This window comes from Rhodococcus yunnanensis NBRC 103083 (genome assembly GCF_001895005.1).
Lineage (GTDB): Bacteria > Actinomycetota > Actinomycetes > Mycobacteriales > Mycobacteriaceae > Rhodococcoides > Rhodococcoides yunnanense.
On sequence record NZ_BCXH01000036.1, the window covers coordinates 1 to 18,360 of the forward strand.

Annotated in this window: 18 protein-coding genes and 1 pseudogene; 14 read left to right on the forward strand and 5 right to left on the reverse strand. The window is 63.6% G+C overall.

From position 1 onward, the window contains the following. The 3 genes from RY1_RS28880 to RY1_RS28890 all read left to right on the forward strand — a co-directional run. Nucleotides 1–191, forward strand: a 191-nt coding sequence (locus RY1_RS28880; protein WP_281249999.1) for a carboxyl transferase domain-containing protein, incomplete at its 5' end; no start/stop codon positions are given. Next, on the forward strand, nt 188–451 hold the full coding sequence (locus RY1_RS28885; RefSeq protein ID WP_084727966.1) for an acyl-CoA carboxylase subunit epsilon: 264 nt from the start codon (nt 188–190) through the stop codon (nt 449–451). The genes RY1_RS28880 and RY1_RS28885, both read left to right, overlap by 4 nt. A gap of 4 nt (nt 452–455) precedes the next feature. Next, nucleotides 456–1,067 carry a Maf family protein gene (locus tag RY1_RS28890; protein ID WP_072807489.1) on the forward strand — a complete coding sequence of 204 codons (612 nt, stop codon included), beginning with the start codon at nt 456–458 and terminating at the stop codon, nt 1,065–1,067. Nucleotides 1,068–1,083: 16 nt separating this feature from the next. On the opposite strand, the gene RY1_RS28895 is transcribed toward RY1_RS28890, so the two are convergent. Beyond that, nucleotides 1,084–1,530, reverse strand: a complete 447-nt coding sequence (locus RY1_RS28895; protein WP_072807501.1) for a flavodoxin domain-containing protein — start codon at nt 1,528–1,530, stop codon at nt 1,084–1,086. A 64-nt stretch (nt 1,531–1,594) separates the two neighbouring features. Then, nucleotides 1,595–2,941 carry a condensation domain-containing protein gene (locus tag RY1_RS28900; RefSeq protein ID WP_072807490.1) on the reverse strand — a complete coding sequence of 449 codons (1,347 nt, stop codon included), beginning with the start codon at nt 2,939–2,941 and terminating at the stop codon, nt 1,595–1,597. Nucleotides 2,942–3,057: 116 nt separating this feature from the next. Here RY1_RS28900 and RY1_RS28905 point away from each other — a divergent pair, with 116 nt between their 5' ends. After that, nucleotides 3,058–4,341, forward strand: coding sequence for a glycosyltransferase (locus RY1_RS28905; RefSeq protein ID WP_072807502.1), 1,284 nt, complete (start codon nt 3,058–3,060; stop codon nt 4,339–4,341). Here RY1_RS28905 and RY1_RS28910 read toward each other — a convergent pair. After that, the gene (locus RY1_RS28910) at nt 4,322–5,662 is read right to left on the reverse strand and encodes a hypothetical protein (protein ID WP_245819998.1); all 1,341 of its coding nucleotides are present in this window, start codon (nt 5,660–5,662) and stop codon (nt 4,322–4,324) included. The two genes, RY1_RS28905 and RY1_RS28910, sit on opposite strands and share 20 nt — an antisense overlap. 584 nt (nt 5,663–6,246) lie before the next feature. On the opposite strand from RY1_RS28910, the gene RY1_RS28915 reads away from it, so the two are divergent. The 9 genes from RY1_RS28915 to RY1_RS28955 all read left to right on the forward strand — a co-directional run bounded on the left by RY1_RS28915 (nt 6,247) and on the right by RY1_RS28955 (nt 16,664). Beyond that, nucleotides 6,247–7,683: a condensation domain-containing protein gene (locus RY1_RS28915; RefSeq protein ID WP_072807491.1), complete on the forward strand. Its 1,437-nt coding sequence runs from the start codon at nt 6,247–6,249 to the stop codon at nt 7,681–7,683. An 18-nt stretch (nt 7,684–7,701) separates the two neighbouring features. Beyond that, nucleotides 7,702–9,174 (forward strand): condensation domain-containing protein, encoded by a 1,473-nt coding sequence (locus RY1_RS28920; protein ID WP_084727967.1) that lies wholly within the window; start codon nt 7,702–7,704, stop codon nt 9,172–9,174. Beyond that, on the forward strand, nt 9,152–10,534 hold the full coding sequence (locus tag RY1_RS28925; protein ID WP_072807492.1) for a condensation domain-containing protein: 1,383 nt from the start codon (nt 9,152–9,154) through the stop codon (nt 10,532–10,534). Before RY1_RS28920 ends, RY1_RS28925 begins: the two co-directional genes overlap by 23 nt. Before the next feature lie 116 nt (nt 10,535–10,650). Next, nucleotides 10,651–11,547 (forward strand): sulfurtransferase, encoded by an 897-nt coding sequence (locus RY1_RS28930; protein WP_072807493.1) that lies wholly within the window; start codon nt 10,651–10,653, stop codon nt 11,545–11,547. Between the two features lie 2 nt (nt 11,548–11,549). Then, complete coding sequence (locus tag RY1_RS28935; protein ID WP_072807494.1) at nt 11,550–11,963, forward strand: SufE family protein; 414 nt, start codon at nt 11,550–11,552, stop codon at nt 11,961–11,963. Nucleotides 11,964–12,104: 141 nt separating this feature from the next. Further along, the gene (locus tag RY1_RS28940) at nt 12,105–13,556 is read left to right on the forward strand and encodes a condensation domain-containing protein (protein ID WP_072807495.1); all 1,452 of its coding nucleotides are present in this window, start codon (nt 12,105–12,107) and stop codon (nt 13,554–13,556) included. Between the two features lie 148 nt (nt 13,557–13,704). Continuing rightward, nucleotides 13,705–15,501: an acetyl/propionyl/methylcrotonyl-CoA carboxylase subunit alpha gene (locus RY1_RS28945; protein WP_072807504.1), complete on the forward strand. Its 1,797-nt coding sequence runs from the start codon at nt 13,705–13,707 to the stop codon at nt 15,499–15,501. A gap of 40 nt (nt 15,502–15,541) precedes the next feature. Further along, nucleotides 15,542–15,970, forward strand: coding sequence for a DUF1707 SHOCT-like domain-containing protein (locus RY1_RS28950; RefSeq protein ID WP_072807496.1), 429 nt, complete (start codon nt 15,542–15,544; stop codon nt 15,968–15,970). Continuing rightward, entirely contained in the window at nt 15,960–16,664 is a 705-nt protein-coding gene (locus RY1_RS28955) for a haloacid dehalogenase type II (RefSeq protein WP_072807497.1), read from the forward strand. Before RY1_RS28950 ends, RY1_RS28955 begins: the two co-directional genes overlap by 11 nt. Nucleotides 16,665–16,690: 26 nt before the next feature. On the opposite strand, the gene RY1_RS28960 is transcribed toward RY1_RS28955, so the two are convergent. After that, entirely contained in the window at nt 16,691–17,254 is a 564-nt protein-coding gene (locus tag RY1_RS28960; protein ID WP_072807498.1) for an AAA family ATPase, read from the reverse strand. Between the two features lie 62 nt (nt 17,255–17,316). Further along, nucleotides 17,317–17,844: a P-loop nucleotide/nucleoside kinase family protein gene (locus RY1_RS28965; protein ID WP_072807499.1), complete on the reverse strand. Its 528-nt coding sequence runs from the start codon at nt 17,842–17,844 to the stop codon at nt 17,317–17,319. A 71-nt stretch (nt 17,845–17,915) separates the two neighbouring features. On the opposite strand from RY1_RS28965, the pseudogene RY1_RS28970 reads away from it, so the two are divergent. Next, nucleotides 17,916–18,360 (forward strand): annotated as a pseudogene (locus RY1_RS28970) (hypothetical protein); the annotation flags it as partial.

Genomic DNA, 18,360 nt, shown 5'->3' on the forward strand with positions numbered 1-18,360 from the left:
CCCTGCGCCTGAAGCTCCAACAAGAATACGAAGACACCCTCGTCAACCCCTACATCGCCGCCGAACGCGGATACCTCGACGCCGTCATCCCACCGAGCCACACCCGCGGACAGATCGTCGCCGCCCTACGCCTCCTCGAACGCAAACAGGTCACCCTCCCGCCCAAGAAGCACGGAAACATACCCCTATGAGCGGCGAAGCGAATCAGGACACCGTGAGCGAAGCGAGCAATGACACCGCGAGCGAGTTGCTGGCGGCGATTCGGGTCGTGAAGGGCAATCCCTCCGATGAGGAGATCGCGGCATTGGTGACGGTGCTGGCGGCTGCGTCTGCGTCGTCGTCGACGCCGGCGGAGAAGCGTCCGACCGAACTGTGGGGCACACCTGCGTCCATGCACCGGACGCATCCGCCGTTCTCGCCGTACTCGTACGCGGCTTCGCAGCGTTACTGAACCGGTGACGCTCTTCGTACTGGCATCGGCATCCCCTGCACGTTTGGGTGTTCTGCGTAATGCGGGAGTCGAACCCGTCGTTCGGGTCTCCGGCGTCGACGAGGATGCGCTGACGGCCGAACTCGGCGACAATCCGGACCCGGAAGAGGTCGTCGTGACGCTGGCTCGCGCGAAAGCCGAGGCAGTGTTGGGAGAGTTCGACGACGCTGTCGTGGTGGGTTGCGATTCGATGCTGTCGATCGGCGGCCTGCTTCACGGCAAGCCGCACACCGTGGATGTCGCGCGGCGTCGTTGGGCGGCGATGGCCGGCCGCTCGGGTGATCTGCTCACCGGCCACGCCGTGGTTCGTGTTCGGGGCGGTGAGGTGGTCGCTACCGCTGCGGAATGCAGTTCGACGACAATCCATTTCGCCGAACCGCGCCCGGTGGACCTGGAGGCCTATCTGGCGTCCGGCGAGCCGCTTTCGGTTGCAGGCGCCTTCACGCTGGACGGCCTCGGCGGGTGGTTCATCGATCGCATCGAGGGAGATCCGTCCAGCGTCATAGGTATCGGCCTGCCGTTGGTTCGGCGACTGCTCACCGACGTGGGCACATCACTTGCAGAAATCTGGGCCTGACGCGAGTCGTGCTGGTTCAGCCGACCAGTAGTCCGGTCAGTTCACGGGCCCATTCCTCGGCCTGAGTCTTCGGCTTGACGTTCGAGCTACTGTCGTGCCTGGCATGCTCGTGGACCTGTACTGCGCCGAGTTCGACGAGCTTGCCTGCGATGATTTCGCCGCCCCTGTTGAATGTGTCCTCGTAGACGCGATCGCCGAGGCCGAACAACGCGAACCGCAGTCCTGTGAGATCGGGCGCGTCCTCGACGAGGGCGTCGTAGAAAGGTTCTGCGCCGGTCGGCAGCTCACCGTCGCCGTACGTCGAGCAGATGATGACGTGGAAATCGCCCGTGTCGATATCGGAAACTTCGTACTCGAGCATGTCTCGGACTTCTGCGTCGTGGTCACTGAGAACCTCGGCGATCTTGTCCGCAACTTCCTCCGCTGTTCCGGTTTCCGAACCGAACAACACGACAACTGCCATGTCTTTCCACCCCTTCTCGAGCATGCTTGCGTATCCACTGCTGAATCGGTGGATAAGCATAGCCTCACCAGAAGTTCGGAGTCAGCTCCCATCGACGGCTTTCGGACTCGATCAGTCCACGCAGGTGCTCGGACGTCGGGAAGCAGTCCGGGTCGAGACCTGTGACACACAATGTGGATCTCTCCCCGGACGTGTTCCACCAGACGCTCACGCCGCCTCGGGTTCGACGCAACAGTTCCGCGGTCGTCTTCTGCGTGATGGACCGCATCGCCACGGAACGAGCGGAGAGCTGGTCGATCTGTCTCAGCTGAGCGCCCCGGTCGCCGAGGTTGGAGCACAGACACAACGGAGCAGTGGCCGACGCTGCCGCCTTCTCCACGATCGCGTCGGGAAGCATCTGCATCAGCGGCTTGGTGAGTTCGAAACTCGTCGCGTGCTCGGTGTCCGCGAGAGTGGTGAATGCGCTCTTGCTGTCCCGTCGTATCGGTCCGAGGTCGGATCGGAACGAACCGCCGCCGGCGACTCGAATGGACACTCCCGACGTCGCGTTCGCCCGGGTATCGCCCGGCACCCGTGTACTGACCGGCAACGAGACCTTGATCGTCTCGGATTCGTCGACGCGGCCGCTCGCCGTCAGAATCCCGAGAGCCAAGGCCACCAGCAGACTGTTCGCGCTACCACCGACCGACCTCGCGACCGCCGCCCAGTGCGCGGTGTCGAAGTCGACGACCACGGTGCTGGGCACGAATGGGCCGCGGACTGTCTGCTTCATGGCGGGCGGGGGCGTCGAATTCATGGTGTCGAGTTCGGGCGCAGATCGGCCGGGTGCAGATCGAGACAGGGACGATGACACCGCTCGGCCGATCGCGCGCGCAGAGCCTGCCGCTGCCGTGCCGATCTGACCGAGTGCGTCGCGTAGATCGTGGGGTTCGTCGCGATCCCACGCTGTACGAAAGTCCTCGGGTTCGTCGGGTCCTCGGAGGGCTGCGATGGCCGCCGAGGTGAGTGCTCCGCCGTCGCCGACGACGTGCGAGGCGACCAACGAGACCACCGATCCACCACCTTCGACACGGGCCGTCGCGAGCTGCCACACCGGTCCGGTGATCGGGTCCACAGCGACGGCTGCACGATCCTGCATCCATGTACCGATCTCGCCCGCCGGGAGTAGCTCATCACTCACGTGCAGCGGAAACGACCTCGTGCAGCGCACCCATCGGTCCCTCGCCCCCGGGGTTCGCACACGGGAGACGGTCCTGTTGATCGGTCCCGCGTCCAGATGACGCCACATCGCATCGAGCGACTGTTCCGACACCGCGTCGTCGAACCGCCAGACGATCTGGTTCACAACGGGTACGTCGAGGACGCATTCCATTCGCAGGAAAAGATCGTCGTCGTAGGTCAATCGGTTCACCGGACGAGACTAGCCTCGCTTTCGCGACCTCGCTCGGGTGGATGCGACTTCGCCAAAGCTGCCGTGTGCGTTCGCGTTACGCTCACCGCCCGCGATCATGCTGTAGGTTCATGTCGATGAAGTTCGTTCTGCCGTTCACCGGCAGCCGGGGTGACATACAACCCGGTCTTGCTCTCGGCATCGAATTGGCCGAGCGCGGTCACGAAGTCGTCTTCGGCGCACCGCCCAATCTCATGGCGTTCGCGTCTGCGGTCACCGGCGGCCGTGTGACGATCGTCGCGTTCGGTCCCGATACCAAGGCGCTGCTCGAGTCCGAGCTGGTGCGCACGCGAATCAAGTCACGCAACCCTCGTGTCCGGTTCGCGGCCCTGGCCGAGCTGGCGAACTTCGGTTGGGATCGGATGGTAGCGGAACTGACGGAGATGTCGACCGACGCCGATGCGATCGTCACCGGCACGCTCGGCCAGGAAATGGCATTCAACATGGCTGAGGCGCAGGGCATTCCGTTTCTCGCGCTGCACTATTGCCCACTGCGGCGCAACGGGTCGATGTCGGTTTCACCGAATCACCGGTTGCCTGCCCTCGTGAACCGAACCACCTGGTCCTTGCTGGAGACAGTGCGGTGGCGGTCGATGCGCCTGCGCGAGAATGCGCAGCGGACATCTTTGGGGCTGCCCGGGGCCACGCACCCACTTCCGAAGCGGATCGAACAGTACGGGGGCATCGAGATCCAGGCCTACGACGGCAACCTGTTCCCGGGCCTGCGCGCAGAGTGGGGTACGGCTCGCCCGTTCGTCGGCTTTCTCGAACTACCCCCGGTACATCCGCCGCTCGGTGCCGATCTCGGCGCAGGTTCACCGCTGCGCGAATGGATCGACTCGGGCGATGCACCACTGTATTTCGGGTTCGGCAGTATGCCCGTGCGCGACCCCGAGGCGTTGATCGAATCGATCACCGAAGCGTGTGCCGCGACAGGGCACCGGGCGCTCGTCAGCTCGGGGTGGAGCGCGATTCCCGAACGGCTGAACGCCGGTTCCCGGGTGGCCATCGTCGGGCCCGTCGACCACGGGTCCGTATTTCCGTTGTGCCGAGCGGTGATTCACCACGGCGGAGCAGGTACGACAGCCGCGGGAATCCGAGCCGGACGCCCGACCATGGTGTGCTGGTTCAGCGCCGATCAGCCATTCTGGGGCACTGCCGTGACCAGAGTAGGCGCAGGGCTGTCCACACAATTCGCCCGCCTCGACGGCCCGACGCTCACGGAGGCGCTCGGCACGCTCCTGTCCGACGAAACTTCTTATCGGGCACAGCAACTCGCCGCGACGACGACACATCCACACGATGCAGTTCGAGCTGCCGCCGACCTTGCCGAGCGCGCGGTCACCAGAACCGTGAGCTGATGTTCCACCGCTGCAGTACGTCGGCGACGATTCCGCGCATCGTCTCGTCGGTCGCCATCCTGTCGGGGTCCATTCCGTGGACGGTGATGGTGACCGTGCTGTCCGTCTCGCTTGCCCACGCGGTCGATCCCCCGCCGAGCGATCGAGCGAAGTCGGCGTCGGCACCGCGGAACGTCGCACGTGCCGCGACGCTCCGCGCCCGGGTGGCGCCGATCGTCGTGAAGTCGTCGGGAAGAACTCCGAGGTTCGAACACAAGCCCTCGGCGCCGTCGGCCGGTCGCGGAACTCGTCGCACCACGGCGTCCGGCAACATCTGAATCAGAGGCAACGGGATCGCCTCGGTGGTAATCCCCGACGCCTGACGAGCAGCGAACTCGGTGAATGCCGTCTTGCTGGCCTTTCTGATCCGGGTCAGGTCACGATCGTCGGCCTCGGTGACGGGGACGACCACCGGCACGATCTTCGTCGAATTGGCCGACGTATCGGCCAGGTCGCGCTCGCTGACAGGAAGGGACCACCGAATCTCGTCTCCCGGGCGCGCACGCCCCGAGGCTTCGGACACAGCAGTGAGAATGCCGATGAGCAGGGAGTTCGATGTGCCACCCCATTCGGCCGCGGCAGAGTGCCACTCTTCCGCGGGGCACTCCACAACGACGTAGGGCGGCGTCCACGGCGCGGAAGCGACCTCTACATCGCTTCTGTGTGGCGACTCACCTCGTGCAGGCACGACCTTCGCCTTACGGCCGGTGAGCGCAGCAGCCAGCTTCTTCGAACCCCAGGATGCGATGGGCACCAACTGAGCGAGAGAGTCCGACAGGTCGTCGACGATCCCTCCGAGAACGCTCGGTATGGTTCCCAGGTCATCGGCACCGACGGCCGGCTCATCGCTGTTCGCTCGACGTATCGCTGCGACCATCGCAGCACCGTCTGCAAGCATGTGCGAACATACGAGCGAGACAACCATCCCCCCACCGTCCACCGACGCTGCGGACAACTGCCATCCGGTACCGCGTTCCGGATCGATGTCGTCGACCACTCGCCCGTCGGCCCAGTGACGCACTGCGTCCGGGGCGATGGCAACGGGTGAGACGTCGAGCGGCAAGGCCAGCGACGACGCCGTCCAGCGATGCCTTGCCGTCGGAACCAGCGGAGCGGCCACCCTCCGCGACAACAGGCCCTTCGTCAGGTTCCGCTGGAGCAATTCGAGTTCGTCGACCGATACGGCATTGTCGAACCACCACAGGAACTGATTGAAGACCGGGACGCCGATGCCGTGATGCATTCGCAGGAACAGGTGATCCGCAAAACCGATTCGGGTCATCGCAGAAATGTACTACACAATCGATTGCCGAACCGAAGATGAATTCTCGGTGTGCTATCACGAAATCAAGGAAATACAATTCGAAACCACTATTCGTACGGATTGGTTCGTTCTCGAAGTGTGTTCCAGCTCATAAGATCAGAACGATCGGCGCGCACGCCGCCCACCCCTTTCGATCCAGCGAGACGCGCCGACGGCCTGACTGGGGATCACGAAATACAGTGCTGACCAACACTTTCCGTTCCGTTATGACCGGTCGCACGACCAAGGCCGACCGTCGAGACTTCGATCGGTGTCGTCCGGAGCTCGGGGTAGTGATCAACGACACTGTCTCCAGTAGCCAATTGGTCGGCGCTTCACCCTAATGTGATTGTCGAAAGAAGAACGAGGCACAGCTGAATCCACGAGTCATTTGTTCGTTACGCTTTACCATTCAGTGTCACGTCGCATCGATGTGAGGTAATGCGTATCGGTGAATATGCAAGACCCGCTGAAACCCTTACCGCACATTATTGATCAACAGCACAGATCCTCGACCATGGAGCCAGTTCCCGCTGGCCGAGCTCGGAATTGGACGATATTCGATGGAATACACCGAACTGGCCGACTACCCACTTCCCGCAGGCAGACTCACCGAGTGGGTGCCTCGTGTCGCCGAGGAGGCCGACTGGATCGGCGACGATCGCGGAGTCTCCTTCACACACGAGGATCACTGCAGCCGGGGCAACGACGGCTCGTGGATCGGCACCGTGTTCGAGATCCACCGCCGCTACGACGCCGAGGCCGTGCGGCGCACGATTCTGGCGTACATCGCGCGTCACGAGGCATTTCGCACCCGCATCGAGCGAGACGACACGATCGGGGCATGGCACCGGTACACAGCCCCCGCCTCTGCGGTGAGCGTGGTCGACCGCCAGGAGCAGAAGACTCGCTCGGAAAGCCAGGTGTTCGAGCACCTGGAGTCGTGGTTCGCCGATGTCGTGTCGCCGACACTGTGGCCTCACTTCGTCCTCGCGACCGTCGTTCCCGAGGCACACGCGGCGGCCAGCGTCCCCCAGGACGACAAGTTCCTCGTGATCTTCGCCGCTGATCACTCGGTCATGGACGCATACAGCCAGATATACGCCATCAACGAGATCGATCGCCTGTACGCACACGAGCTGGACGGCACCGACCATCTGCTGCCTTCGGTGGGCAGCTACGTCGACTTCTCGGCGCACGAGCGTCGGCTCGGCGAATCGCTCACGGCCGAACACGACGCGGTCGTGGCCTGGGAGCGTTTCCTCGCCGCCGAAGGTGGTCGGTTCCCGGCTTTTCCGCTTCCGCTGTCCGCGGACGTCGTACCCACCGACCTCGCGACCCGACAGAGCAGCGTGTCGTCCTGGCTGCTCACGACGGAGCAGGTCGAGAAGTTCAACGCCGTCTGCCGTGCTGCCGGCCAGAACATGCAGTCGGGCATCCTCGCCGCTCTCGCACTCGTCAGCGCGCGCCTGACCGATCAGGGCACGTTCCGCACGATCATGCCGATGCATACCCGCTACGAGGAGCAGTGGGCCGCGAGTGTCGGCTGGTACGTCGGCATCCTTCCCATGCAGATCCGCCTCGACGACGCCAGGACGTTCGCCGAGGCGCTCGAATGCGCCGCGGTCGCCGGCAACGAGCACAAGGGGCTTGCCTCGGTCCCGTACTCTCGGGTCGCGTCGCTGCTCGCCTCGACGGAGATTCCCAGATTCGTCGTCTCCTACATCGATCTTCGGTTCCTGCCCGACGCCGAGGAGTGGCAAGCCCGCAAGGGCCGCGCGCTTCGTAGCGAATGCCACGCCGAGAACGAGGTCTACTTCTGGGTCAACCGCACCTTGCAAGGACTGAACATCTCGGCACGTTTTCCCAGCTCGGACATTTCTTCGACCAACGTTCACCGGTTCATCGCCGAGTTCGTCTCCGTCCTCACGACGGTCATCGAAGCGCCGGCCGAGGCCCTCGATTCTGTCGTCGAGGCTGTCGGAGCCGGTCGCGAATAGGAGGATGGAACACCCGTCATGATCATCACCGCACTGAGCAACTGGAAGCCGAAGCCCGGTCGACTGCTGGAATGGCATCCGACGGAGGCTGCGCTCGTCGCCGCGAGGGCCGCCGCGGTACATCCGGCCCCCGCGTCCTTCCTGCAGGAGGACCACCTTCGCGCGACTGCCGCTGCAGCCGCGCGCGGAGATGCCCATCACGCGTACACCGGCGTCGCCACCGAGATCGACGGGTCACTCGACGCAGACGCACTCACGCGTGCCGTCCGCGCGTACGTCCTCCGCCACGAAGGGTTGCGCTGCTGGTTCGAGGTCACGGATTCGGTTCTGACGCGCCGGCTCGGGTCCGATTCCGTCGCATCGTTCGAGCCGACAGACGCAGGGACGTTCGCCACGGACGCCGAGTTCCAGAACTACGTCCGCGCACGCTTCTCGTCCGAGGCGACCGCATTCGAGTGGCCCGGCTTCGTGGTCGGCGCCGTCGAACGGGACAGTGATTTCACGCTCTACTACGGTGCCGATCACGCGTTCACCGACGGCGGCTCGCAGGCGTTGGTGATCAGCGAACTCGCCGACCTGTATGCGCTCGAGATCGGCGAGTCGGTTCCCGAGCTCGCCGAGGCGGGCAGCCATCTCGACTATGCGATCGAAGAACGCGCACTGGCCACCCGGTATGGGCCGACGGCGCCGGAGATAGTCGCATGGAAGGAGATCTTCCAGCGCAACGAGGGCAAGATGCCGCGGTTCCCGCTCGACCTCGGTCTGGCCGAGGGTGAGAAGGCGCCTGTCCGGATCGTCGAAAGATACTTGCTCGACGCGGATGCCACTGCTTCGTTGGATCGCGCATGCAAGGCCGCTGGTGCACGTCTGAGCAGCGGAGTGTTCGCCGCTGTCGCCATCGCCGATTACGAACTCGCGGGCCGTGCGGACTACTTCGGCATCACGGTGCTCAGTACTCGTCATCTCGGTGACTACGGTCAGTCACAAGGGTGGTTCGTGAACTTCGCACCTGTTGCATTCCCCGTCGGCGGAGCGAGTACGTTTGCGGCCGTGGCGGCCCGGGCACACGAGGCGTTCGAGAAGGCAAAGCAGATCTCGGCAGCACCCGTGCATGCCGTTCTCGGGGCGCTCGCCGCCGACGGAACACTCGGCAGTGAACTCGCAGTGAGTCCGAACATGTTGTCCTACATCGACTTCCGCTGGTTCCCCGGAGTCGGTCGCCCGGCAGACGCACGCGCCGAACACTTCACCGGCGAAGGCAGCACGGCAAACGCGTCGATGTGGATCAATCGCGATGCCGACCACTTCTACCTCTGCGCTCAGGTTCCCGACACCGCCGTCGCCGCCGAATCCGTCGAGCGATATCACGCACATCTGCAGCGCGTGTTCGAATCCGTGGCCCGCACGGGTGATTACGTGATCGGTTCGCTGACCACGGACGCAACCGGAAGACCCGAGGAGTTGATCGATGCGGGTCACCACGATCACTGAGTACGTCGGCGCGCCCGGCACCTACCTCGAGTGGCCGGTATCGATCGGGCAGGGCAGTCCGTCCGACGTCACCCCGTCGTTCAATCAGGCTTTCCACCTCTCGGCGGCCCTGAACGACGCGGAGGCGACCTCGGTGTGGATCGCGGTCGCGTTCGATGTATCGGGCCCAATCGACGTCGAAGCGTTGTCGTGGGCGTTCACACGATTCGTCGAGCGACATCCGGCTCTTCGGACGTCGTTCCACGTCGACGAGGCCGAACTCCGACGCCGGATCCACTCACCCGACGACGTGTCGCTCGGACTCCCGGATCGACGCACGATCACCGATTCCAGCGATCTGAACGCACATATGCGTGCACGCATGGATCATCTGTGCCATCCGTCTCGAAGCCCGTCGTATTCCTTCGCTGCAGTGGACCGGCCGAACGGATCGACCGTCATCTGCGGGTTCGATCACGCGCACGTCGATGCCGTCTCGATGACGGTGGTCGCCGACGAGGTGGCTGCGTTGTACGACGCACGACGCAGCGGCCGGACGGTCGAGCTCACTCCCGGCGGGAGCTTCGTCGAGTACTGCGCGGAAGAAGCGGACACTCCGACTGTTCTCCAGTCCGATCCGCGAGTATCGGCGTGGGGCGATTTCGTCGAACGGTGCGGTGGGACCACACCGGCGTTTCCGCACGACCTCGGTGTCGTAGTGGGAGAGCATGCTGCGCAGGCCAGTACGGTGCACACCCTGTCGACAGCGGCACAGACGGAACAGTTCGAATCCCGCTGCCGCGCACTCGGCGGCGGAATGTTCTCCGGTATCGCGGCGGCGATGGCCGTAGCGTCCACCGGTATGGGTGGCCCGACTCGACTGCCGTTCCTGCTGCCATTGCACACTCGTCACGATCCGCAGTGGGCACGGGCGATCGGATGGTTCACCACCAATGCACCGATGACCGTCACCGTGGGCGACAACTTCGCCGACACCCTACTGTCGGCGCACACCTCGTTCCGCGAGGCTCTGTCTCTCGGTACCGTGCCGATCCCCCGGGTTCTGGGCGCGCTGGGCGAGAGCTTTCGCCGTACTCGGGACGACGTGTTCATGATTTCGTACATCGACTACCGCGGAGTGCCCGGGGCCGAACCGACGCGAAACCCGCACCACATCAGCAATGTGACGACGGCCGACGACGCACAGTTCTGGATCTCACGCACCGTGGACGGTCTGTCTCTGCGCTCGCGATTCCCCGACACGGTGCCGGGTCACGCGGTGGTCGAAAGATTCGTACGTGCGTTCACCGATGTGATCTCGGATGTCGTCGACAGCGCCGTCGACTCCGATGAACGCTCACTCGTAGGACCGAGAGCTTAGGATCGAACACGTGGGATCGGTTTCGATCACGCACGCTCGTCACACGCAGGTCTCCCACCACACCCAGGTCTCTCACCACACGCAGGTCTCTCACCACACGTAGGAGCGAAGAAGAAGTGCCCATAGCTGCAGACCCCAACCCGACGTTCGCCGACTATGCGCATCCGGATCGCCTCGTCTCGACGCAGTGGCTGTCCGCACACATCGGAACTCCAGGCCTCAAGGTCGTCGAGTCCGACGAGGACGTACTTCTCTACGATGTCGGCCACATTCCCGGTGCCGTCAAGATCGATTGGCATCTCGACCTCAATGATCCGGTGACGCGCGACTACGTCGACGGCGAGAAGTTCGCGGCATTGCTGGGACGCAAGGGCATTTCCCGCGACGACACCGTTGTCATCTACGGCGACAAGAGCAATTGGTGGGCCGCGTACGCACTGTGGGTCTTCACGCTCTTCGGTCACGAGGACGTTCGGCTTCTCGACGGTGGTCGTGATGCCTGGCTCGCGGAGAACCGGGAGACCACGCTCGATGTCCCCGATTTCCCGGCCACGAGCTACCCCGTCGTCGAACGCAACGACGCTCCGATCCGCGCGTTCGCGTCCGACGTGCTGTCCAGCCTCGGCACCATCCCGCTCATCGATGTTCGTTCCCCACTCGAGTACACCGGTGAGCGCACACACATGCCGGACTACCCCGAGGAAGGCGCGTTGCGCGGAGGCCACATCCCGACCGCTCAGAGCATTCCATGGGCCAAGGCCGCTGCGGCTGACAGCCGGTTCCGCACGCGTGCCGAATTGGACGAGATCTACGGCGACATCGTCGCAAACGACAAGGTCATCGCGTACTGCCGAATCGGCGAGCGTTCGAGCCACACCTGGTTCGTGCTGACGCATCTGCTGGGACACGATTCCGTTCGCAACTACGACGGATCCTGGACGGAGTGGGGTAACGCGGTGCGCGTGCCGATCGTCCGCGGCGAGGAGCCCGGCGACGCACCTGTGAAGCCGTAGACATGGCGGACATGCCCGAATCTCTCGCCGAGATCGTCGAGGACTTCTCTGCGGTCGACGGGCAGAACAAGCTGCAACTGCTGCTCGAGTTCAGTCGCGAGCTTCCCGAGCTGCCTCCTCATCTCGAGCAGGCGGCGATGGAACCCGTACCCGAGTGTCAGTCGCCTCTGTTTCTGTCCGTCGATGCCGCTGACCGAGAGCACGTGCAGCTGTTCTTCAGCGCGCCGCCGGAGGCTCCGACCACTCGCGGGTTTGCATCGATACTGCATCAGGGTCTCGACGGTCACAGCGCTCAGGACATCCTCGACGTGCCCGACGACTTCTATCTGGCGCTGGGACTCGGCGATGCGGTGAGTCCGTTGCGGTTGCGCGGTATGTCCGCGATGCTGGCGCGAATCAAACGTCATCTGAGGTAGTTCGGGTCGTCTTGATCGATACACAAGACGATCGGTACACTCGACCGCGGACGAACACGATCAGCGGCCAACGGGGGTTGTCGGTTCTCAGGGCCGTCCACCCGTATTTCTGTTGTCGTTTCGAGAGTTGGTTCCTTTTCGATGGAGTTCACCGAGCTTGCGGACTACGCCATACCTGCAGGCACCATCACCGAGTGGATCCCCAGCGTCGGACCGCACGCCAGCACGCCCGCGCTCGCCGGGTGGCAGCCGGACGAGCGCCCGACGTCCTACGTGCACGAGGCGCATCTGCGAGCGAGCCTCGCGAGCCCGCGGCGCGGCCGGGAGAGTTGGCTCGGCGCCGCATTCCAGATGCGCGGTCCGCTCGACAAGCCTGCCTTCCGTCGCGCTGTGCTGGCGTGGATCGATCGTCACGAGTCGATGCGCTCGCATGCCGTCATCGACGAAGAAGCCGGCGTTCTGTCGCGCGTCACTGCGGCCACGGGCGCAATCGACATCTGGCAGGTCGAACAAGAACGGTGCGAGCAGTCCAGTGAGGTTTTCGAGCACCTTCAGTACCTCTTCGACGAGTACACCTCTCCCCTTGCGTGGCCCGCATACGCATTCGTGACCCTCGAGCCACTGCCCACAGAGCCCACCGAGAGCACCGAGACGATCACCGTGTTCTTCGCTGCCGATCACTCCATCATCGACGGCCTCTCCACGGTGCTCGTGGCGCACGAGATCTCGGCGCTGTACGCCGAGGCGAAGGACGGCACCCCTTCCGCATTGTTCGAGGCCGGCAGCTACTTGGATTTCGGAGTGTCCGAACGTCGGATTCATGCCGAACTGGAGAACACCCACGATGCCGTCGTGACGTGGAAGCGGTTTCTAGACGAGGGGGACGGCGAACTTCCGTCCTTTCCACTCGAGATCGGTGCTCCGAACGGTGCCACGACCCCGCAAGGTGGGCTGTCGGCGTGGATTCTCGATGCAGACCGTGCCGATGCCTTCTCCGTCGCCTGCCGCAAGACGGGCAACAGTCTCTTCTCCGGGCTGCTCGCCGGGCTGGCAGTAGCCGGAGCCGAGCTGACCGGTCGGACCGACTTCCGCACCGTGACTCCGGTTCACACACGGGATCAACCGCAATGGGCGTCGTCGCTCGGGTGGTTCGTCGGACTGTGTCCCCTGTCGTTCGACATCGCGGATGCCGAGTCGTTCGGCGCAGTGGTTGCGAAGGCAACCGAACAGGTCACCACGACCAAGCCGATCGCTCGTGTTCCGTTGGACCGAGTGTTTCGCGCCCTCGGATCGACGGCCACGCCGCGCTTCGTCGTGTCCTTCATGGATGTTCGGTTTGCGCCGATGGCAGAGCACTGGCACGACTGGAATGCCCGTGCCCTGCGGAGCAAGCAGTACGACCACGATGTCTACATCTGGGTCAACCGAACCCCCCGCGGAGTCAACATTGCTGCCCGCTATCCCAATACCGAACTCGCCACCGCCAACGTCCATCAGTACGTCGGTGCGTTACGGCGAATCCTCGACGAAGTAGTGGACACAGGGACTGCCGCACTCCCCAGTCGGACAGGTCCTATTGCTACCAATCAGTAACGATCGACCGGTTCTTTGGGAAGCCTGCCTACAACCCCCATCCAGTTTCGGATGAATGCAACTCTGCCCTTACACTCCGAAGTAACGCCCGTAATCGTGCAGCCCGTGCATGTACTGCTCGGAACAACTTGACACCACAGGAGGCTCAGTGCCCAGCCATGCCAGTGCGCATATCACCAAGGTGCTCGTCGCGAATCGCGGCGAGATCGCAGTCCGGGTGATACGAGCGGCAGCAGACGCCGGCCTGACCTCGGTCGCCGTCTACGCCGAACCCGACGCCGATGCCCCCTTCGTACGCCTCGCCGACGAAGCCTTCGCCCTCGGCGGACAGACCTCCGCCGAATCGTATTTGGTCATCGACAAGATCATCGACGCCGCGAAAAAATCCGGCGCCGACGCCATCCACCCCGGCTACGGATTCCTCTCCGAAAACGCCGACTTCGCCCAAGCCGTGATCGATGCGAACCTGATCTGGATCGGACCTTCCCCGCAGTCCATCCGCGACCTCGGCGACAAAGTCACCGCCCGCCACATCGCCGCCCGCGCCAAAGCACCCTCGGTCCCCGGCACCGCAGAACCCGTCAAAGACGCCAACGAAATCCTGGCGTTCGCCGACGAACACGGCCTCCCCATCGCCATCAAAGCCGCCTTCGGCGGCGGCGGACGCGGCATGAAAGTCGCCCGCACCCGCGAAGAAATCCCCGAACTCTTCGACTCCGCCACCCGCGAAGCCGTCTCCGCCTTCGGCCGCGGCGAATGCTTCGTCGAACGCTACCTCGACAAACCCCGCCACGTCGAAGCCCAGGTCATCGCCGACCAACACGGCAACGTCATCGTCGCAGGCACCCGCGACTGCTCCCTGCAACGCCGCTTCCAGAAACTCGTCGAAGAAGCACCAGCCCCGTTCCTCACCGAAGCCCAACGCAAAGAAATCCACTCGAGCGCCAAGGCCATCTGCAAAGAAGCCGGCTACTACGGCGCAGGCACCGTCGAATACCTCGTCGGACAAGACGGCCTCGTCAGCTTCTTGGAGGTCAACACCCGCCTGCAGGTCGAGCACCCCGTCACCGAAGAAACCTCCGGCATCGACCTCGTACTGCAGCAGTTCCGCATCGCGAACGGCGAAGAACTCTCCATCACCGAAGACCCCGAACCCCGCGGACACTCCTTCGAATTCCGCATCAACGGTGAAGACGCAGGCCGCGGCTTCCTCCCCGCCCCCGGACCGGTCACCACCTTCATCGCCCCCTCCGGCCCCGGTGTCCGTGTCGACTCCGGTGTCGAATCCGGCAGCGTGATCGGTGGCCAGTTCGACTCCATGCTCGCCAAGCTCATCGTCACCGGAGCCACCCGCGAGGAAGCATTGGCTCGTTCGCGTCGAGCGTTGGCCGAATTCAAGGTCGAAGGCCTCGCCACCGTCATCCCGTTCCACGCCGCCGTCGTCTCCGATCCCGCGTTCATCGGCGACGGAGAATCCTTCGACGTCCACACCCGCTGGATCGAAACCGAATGGGACAACCAGGTACCCCCCTTCACCGCCGGTGAAGCCCTCGACGACGACGAAGCACTACCCCGCCAGTCCGTGGTCGTCGAGGTCGGTGGCCGCCGCGTCGAGGTCTCCCTCCCCGGACAGTTCACCCTCGGCGGCGGCAACGGCGCTGCCTCTGATGGTGCCGTCCGTCGTAAGCCCAAGCCGCGTAAACGCGGCGGCGCCGCAAACGGAGCCGCATCCGGTGACGCCGTCACCGCACCCATGCAAGGCACCGTCGTCAAAGTCGCCGTCGAAGAAGGCCAGGACGTCGAAGAAGGCGACCTCATCGCCGTCCTCGAAGCCATGAAAATGGAAAACCCCGTCAACGCCCACAAAGCAGGCAAGGTCACCGGTCTGTCCGTGAGCCCCGGATCCGCCATCACACAGGGAACTGTCCTCGCCGAACTGAAGTAGGGGCAAGTCGTTCGCCGACGTCCGGGTTAGTCTGTCTCTCATGGCAGACAACCCGGACGTTCGCATTGGTACGGCTGAACGCGAGCAGGCGCTGTCGTCTCTGAGCCAGCATCTCAGCGACGGACGTCTGACGCTCGAAGAGTTCGATGAGCGCAGTGCTGTCGTCACCTCGGCGACGACACGCAGTCAACTCGATGCAGTCTTCACCGACCTCCCTTCTGCGAACATTGCCCCGACTGCGTCGAGACCGCTCGATCTGTCGAAGTCACAGACCCCCGCGCGCACACCGGATTCGGCCGTCGACGACGGCTGGGATTGGCGCAAGGCGGCAATGGCCGTGACACCGATCGTCGCGCTGATCCTGTTCTTCGTGGTTCCACTGTCCAACAGTTGGCTGTTCTTCCTGTTGATCCCACTCGTAGGCGCGATCGTCTACGGCGGCGACCGGTCCAGGCGCCGTGACCACTAGCGTCGCCCCCAAAGCTTTGCTGTTCGACGTCTTCGGCACCGTTGTCGATTGGCGAACCAGTGTCGCTCGACAGGTCGGTGACGCGCTGGGTAGCTCCGTCGATGCTTATGCCTTCGCCGATCGATGGCGCAGTCTGTATCAGCCGGCGATGGAGCAAGTACGGTCCGGCGTTCGCGAGTTCACTCGGCTCGATGTTCTGCATCTGGAGAGTCTGCGCACAGTGTTGTCTGAGTTCGATATCGACCTTCCCGATTCGCAGGTGACAGATCTGAATCTCGCGTGGCATCGTCTGACCCCCTGGCCGGATTCGGTCCCAGGTATTACCCGTTTGAAATCTCGATTCATCGTGGCCCCGTTGTCGAACGGCAACATTGCACTGCTGTTGGACATGGCGAAGAACGCGTCGATCCCGTGGGATGCGATCCTCGGCGCCGAGCCTGTCCGTGCCTACAAGCCGACACCCGACGCCTATCTTCGGACTGCGGACATTCTCGGGTTACGGCCCGACGAGTGCATGATGGTCGCTGCCCACAACAGTGATCTCGCCGCAGCTCGGGAATACGGCTTTCGGAGCGCATTCGTGTGCAGGCCAACCGAACACGGTCCGGAGCAAACGACGGATCTCGTCGCCGAGTCCCAATGGACCGCCAACGTCGGCACGATCACGGAACTGGCCGAGGTTTCGGGCTGCTGACGCGATCTGCACATCCGGTCCTGTGATCACGCGTCCCCGGTGACTGCCCCCGCGACCCAGCGATCGATGGCTCGACGTGATCGGAGTCGAACGATCGGAAGTTCGGGCAAGCGCTCGGCAAGCTGGGCGATGCGCTCGGTGGTTCCGCGGTGCGACGTCCACGCAAAACGAACGATGTGGTCGGTCTCCACGAAAATCCGATACAAGGGTGGTTCGATGTTTCCGTTCCACAGCACTTCTCGCGTAAGGCTCCTGCGCACCGTGCGCACAATGAGCTGACGCATCACCGTCCGACGTGGCAGGTCGATCCAGACAACGAGCTCGGCTCGGTCGGCGAGGCGGTCCCGAACGAGTCGGTACTGCCATTCGGTCACCCACTGATGCTGGGCGATGAATTCATCGACATCGGCTTCGAATGATTCTCGGGGAGTCCAACCGCTGCCGTGATACAAGGCATCGATCTCGATGTGCTGCACGTCGAGAATGGCTGCCAATCGCTTTGCCAGAGTCGTTTTCCCCGAACCCGATGTACCGGCGACCACGATCCTCGACGGCCGGCGCGGGACAGGGTCGTTCGGGCCGAGAATCACAAAGCGACGCTACTCGACTTCTTGCTTCGATGCGATGCACATGTCAATCGGAACGAACCGGGTCAGGGTAGATCCACTCCGCGCGCCAACGCTATTCGATCCAGTACGCACCGGATCGAGACTTCGTGCGGTTGCATCGAGTCGACCTGAACGCGTTCGTCTTCCCAGCCGTCGAAGCCGGCACGGCGTGCGACGACAGATTCCCAGGACGGCTCGGGGAACCCTGGAATATCTCGAATCCGGGCTTCGAGCCTGCGCTTGTGCTCAGCCGAGTCGGCGCACCACACCTCGACGAACAACAAGGGCACATTCGCCGACTGCGCCAGGTTCTTCCATTGTTCACGTGCCCCGACTGCGTCATTGGCCGCATCTACGATCACGTCGTGTCCCAGATTCAACTGCATACGGGCAAGATCCTCGGCCACGACATATGCTGCCAATCCAGTGGGCTGTACGGGATCCACACCTGCTCGCCACATCGCGGCCTCGATCGGATCGACCGATAGCACAGCACAATTCAGTTCCGATGCCAGGGTTTCGGCCACCGCACTCTTACCGCTTCCTGGGAGCCCAGCCATCACGATCAACATACGCGAAGGCTACATACTCGAAGGCCCACAAGGCATTGTGTTCGAATATGTGTTCGAGTACACTGGATGGCATGAGAAAGCCGGGGGGCTACGCCACAGACAGCGCTCACGAAGGGGCAGGAGATCACGAGGGCACCGAAAAACACGACAGCACCGGCGATCACGACGACCTCGACTCCTTCCGGCAGATCCGACGCGATGCAGACGCTGCCGCCGCCGAACTGATCGCCTCACTGACCGACCGCCGCCGCAACGAGAACATCACCGCCGCAGCAGCCGTCCACCGCCTCCACGACCTCCTCGACCTCCGCCTGTCCACCGAAGCAGACATCCATCAGCACAGCATCACACACCGAACACTCACCGGCAGAACACAATACGGCGTCGCCGAACCCGACATCTACGCCGCCCGCCTCGCCGTCGAATGCGAAGCCTCCGTCGCCCTCTCACTCTCCCGCACCGTCACCAGCGACATGATCACCACCAGCGAACAACTCCACCACCGACTACCCGCCA

Coding starts and splice junctions, on each gene's coding strand:
- RY1_RS28885 (WP_084727966.1), top strand. CDS start 188: ATGAGCGGCGAAGCGAATCAGGACACCGTGAGCGAAGCGAGCAATGAC.
- RY1_RS28895 (WP_072807501.1), bottom strand. CDS start 1,530: ATGGCAGTTGTCGTGTTGTTCGGTTCGGAAACCGGAACAGCGGAGGAA.
- RY1_RS28905 (WP_072807502.1), top strand. CDS start 3,058: ATGAAGTTCGTTCTGCCGTTCACCGGCAGCCGGGGTGACATACAACCC.
- RY1_RS28910 (WP_245819998.1), bottom strand. CDS start 5,662: ATGACCCGAATCGGTTTTGCGGATCACCTGTTCCTGCGAATGCATCAC.
- RY1_RS28915 (WP_072807491.1), top strand. CDS start 6,247: ATGGAATACACCGAACTGGCCGACTACCCACTTCCCGCAGGCAGACTC.
- RY1_RS28920 (WP_084727967.1), top strand. CDS start 7,702: ATGATCATCACCGCACTGAGCAACTGGAAGCCGAAGCCCGGTCGACTG.
- RY1_RS28925 (WP_072807492.1), top strand. CDS start 9,152: ATGCGGGTCACCACGATCACTGAGTACGTCGGCGCGCCCGGCACCTAC.
- RY1_RS28935 (WP_072807494.1), top strand. CDS start 11,550: ATGGCGGACATGCCCGAATCTCTCGCCGAGATCGTCGAGGACTTCTCT.
- RY1_RS28940 (WP_072807495.1), top strand. CDS start 12,105: ATGGAGTTCACCGAGCTTGCGGACTACGCCATACCTGCAGGCACCATC.
- RY1_RS28950 (WP_072807496.1), top strand. CDS start 15,542: ATGGCAGACAACCCGGACGTTCGCATTGGTACGGCTGAACGCGAGCAG.
- RY1_RS28965 (WP_072807499.1), bottom strand. CDS start 17,844: ATGTTGATCGTGATGGCTGGGCTCCCAGGAAGCGGTAAGAGTGCGGTG.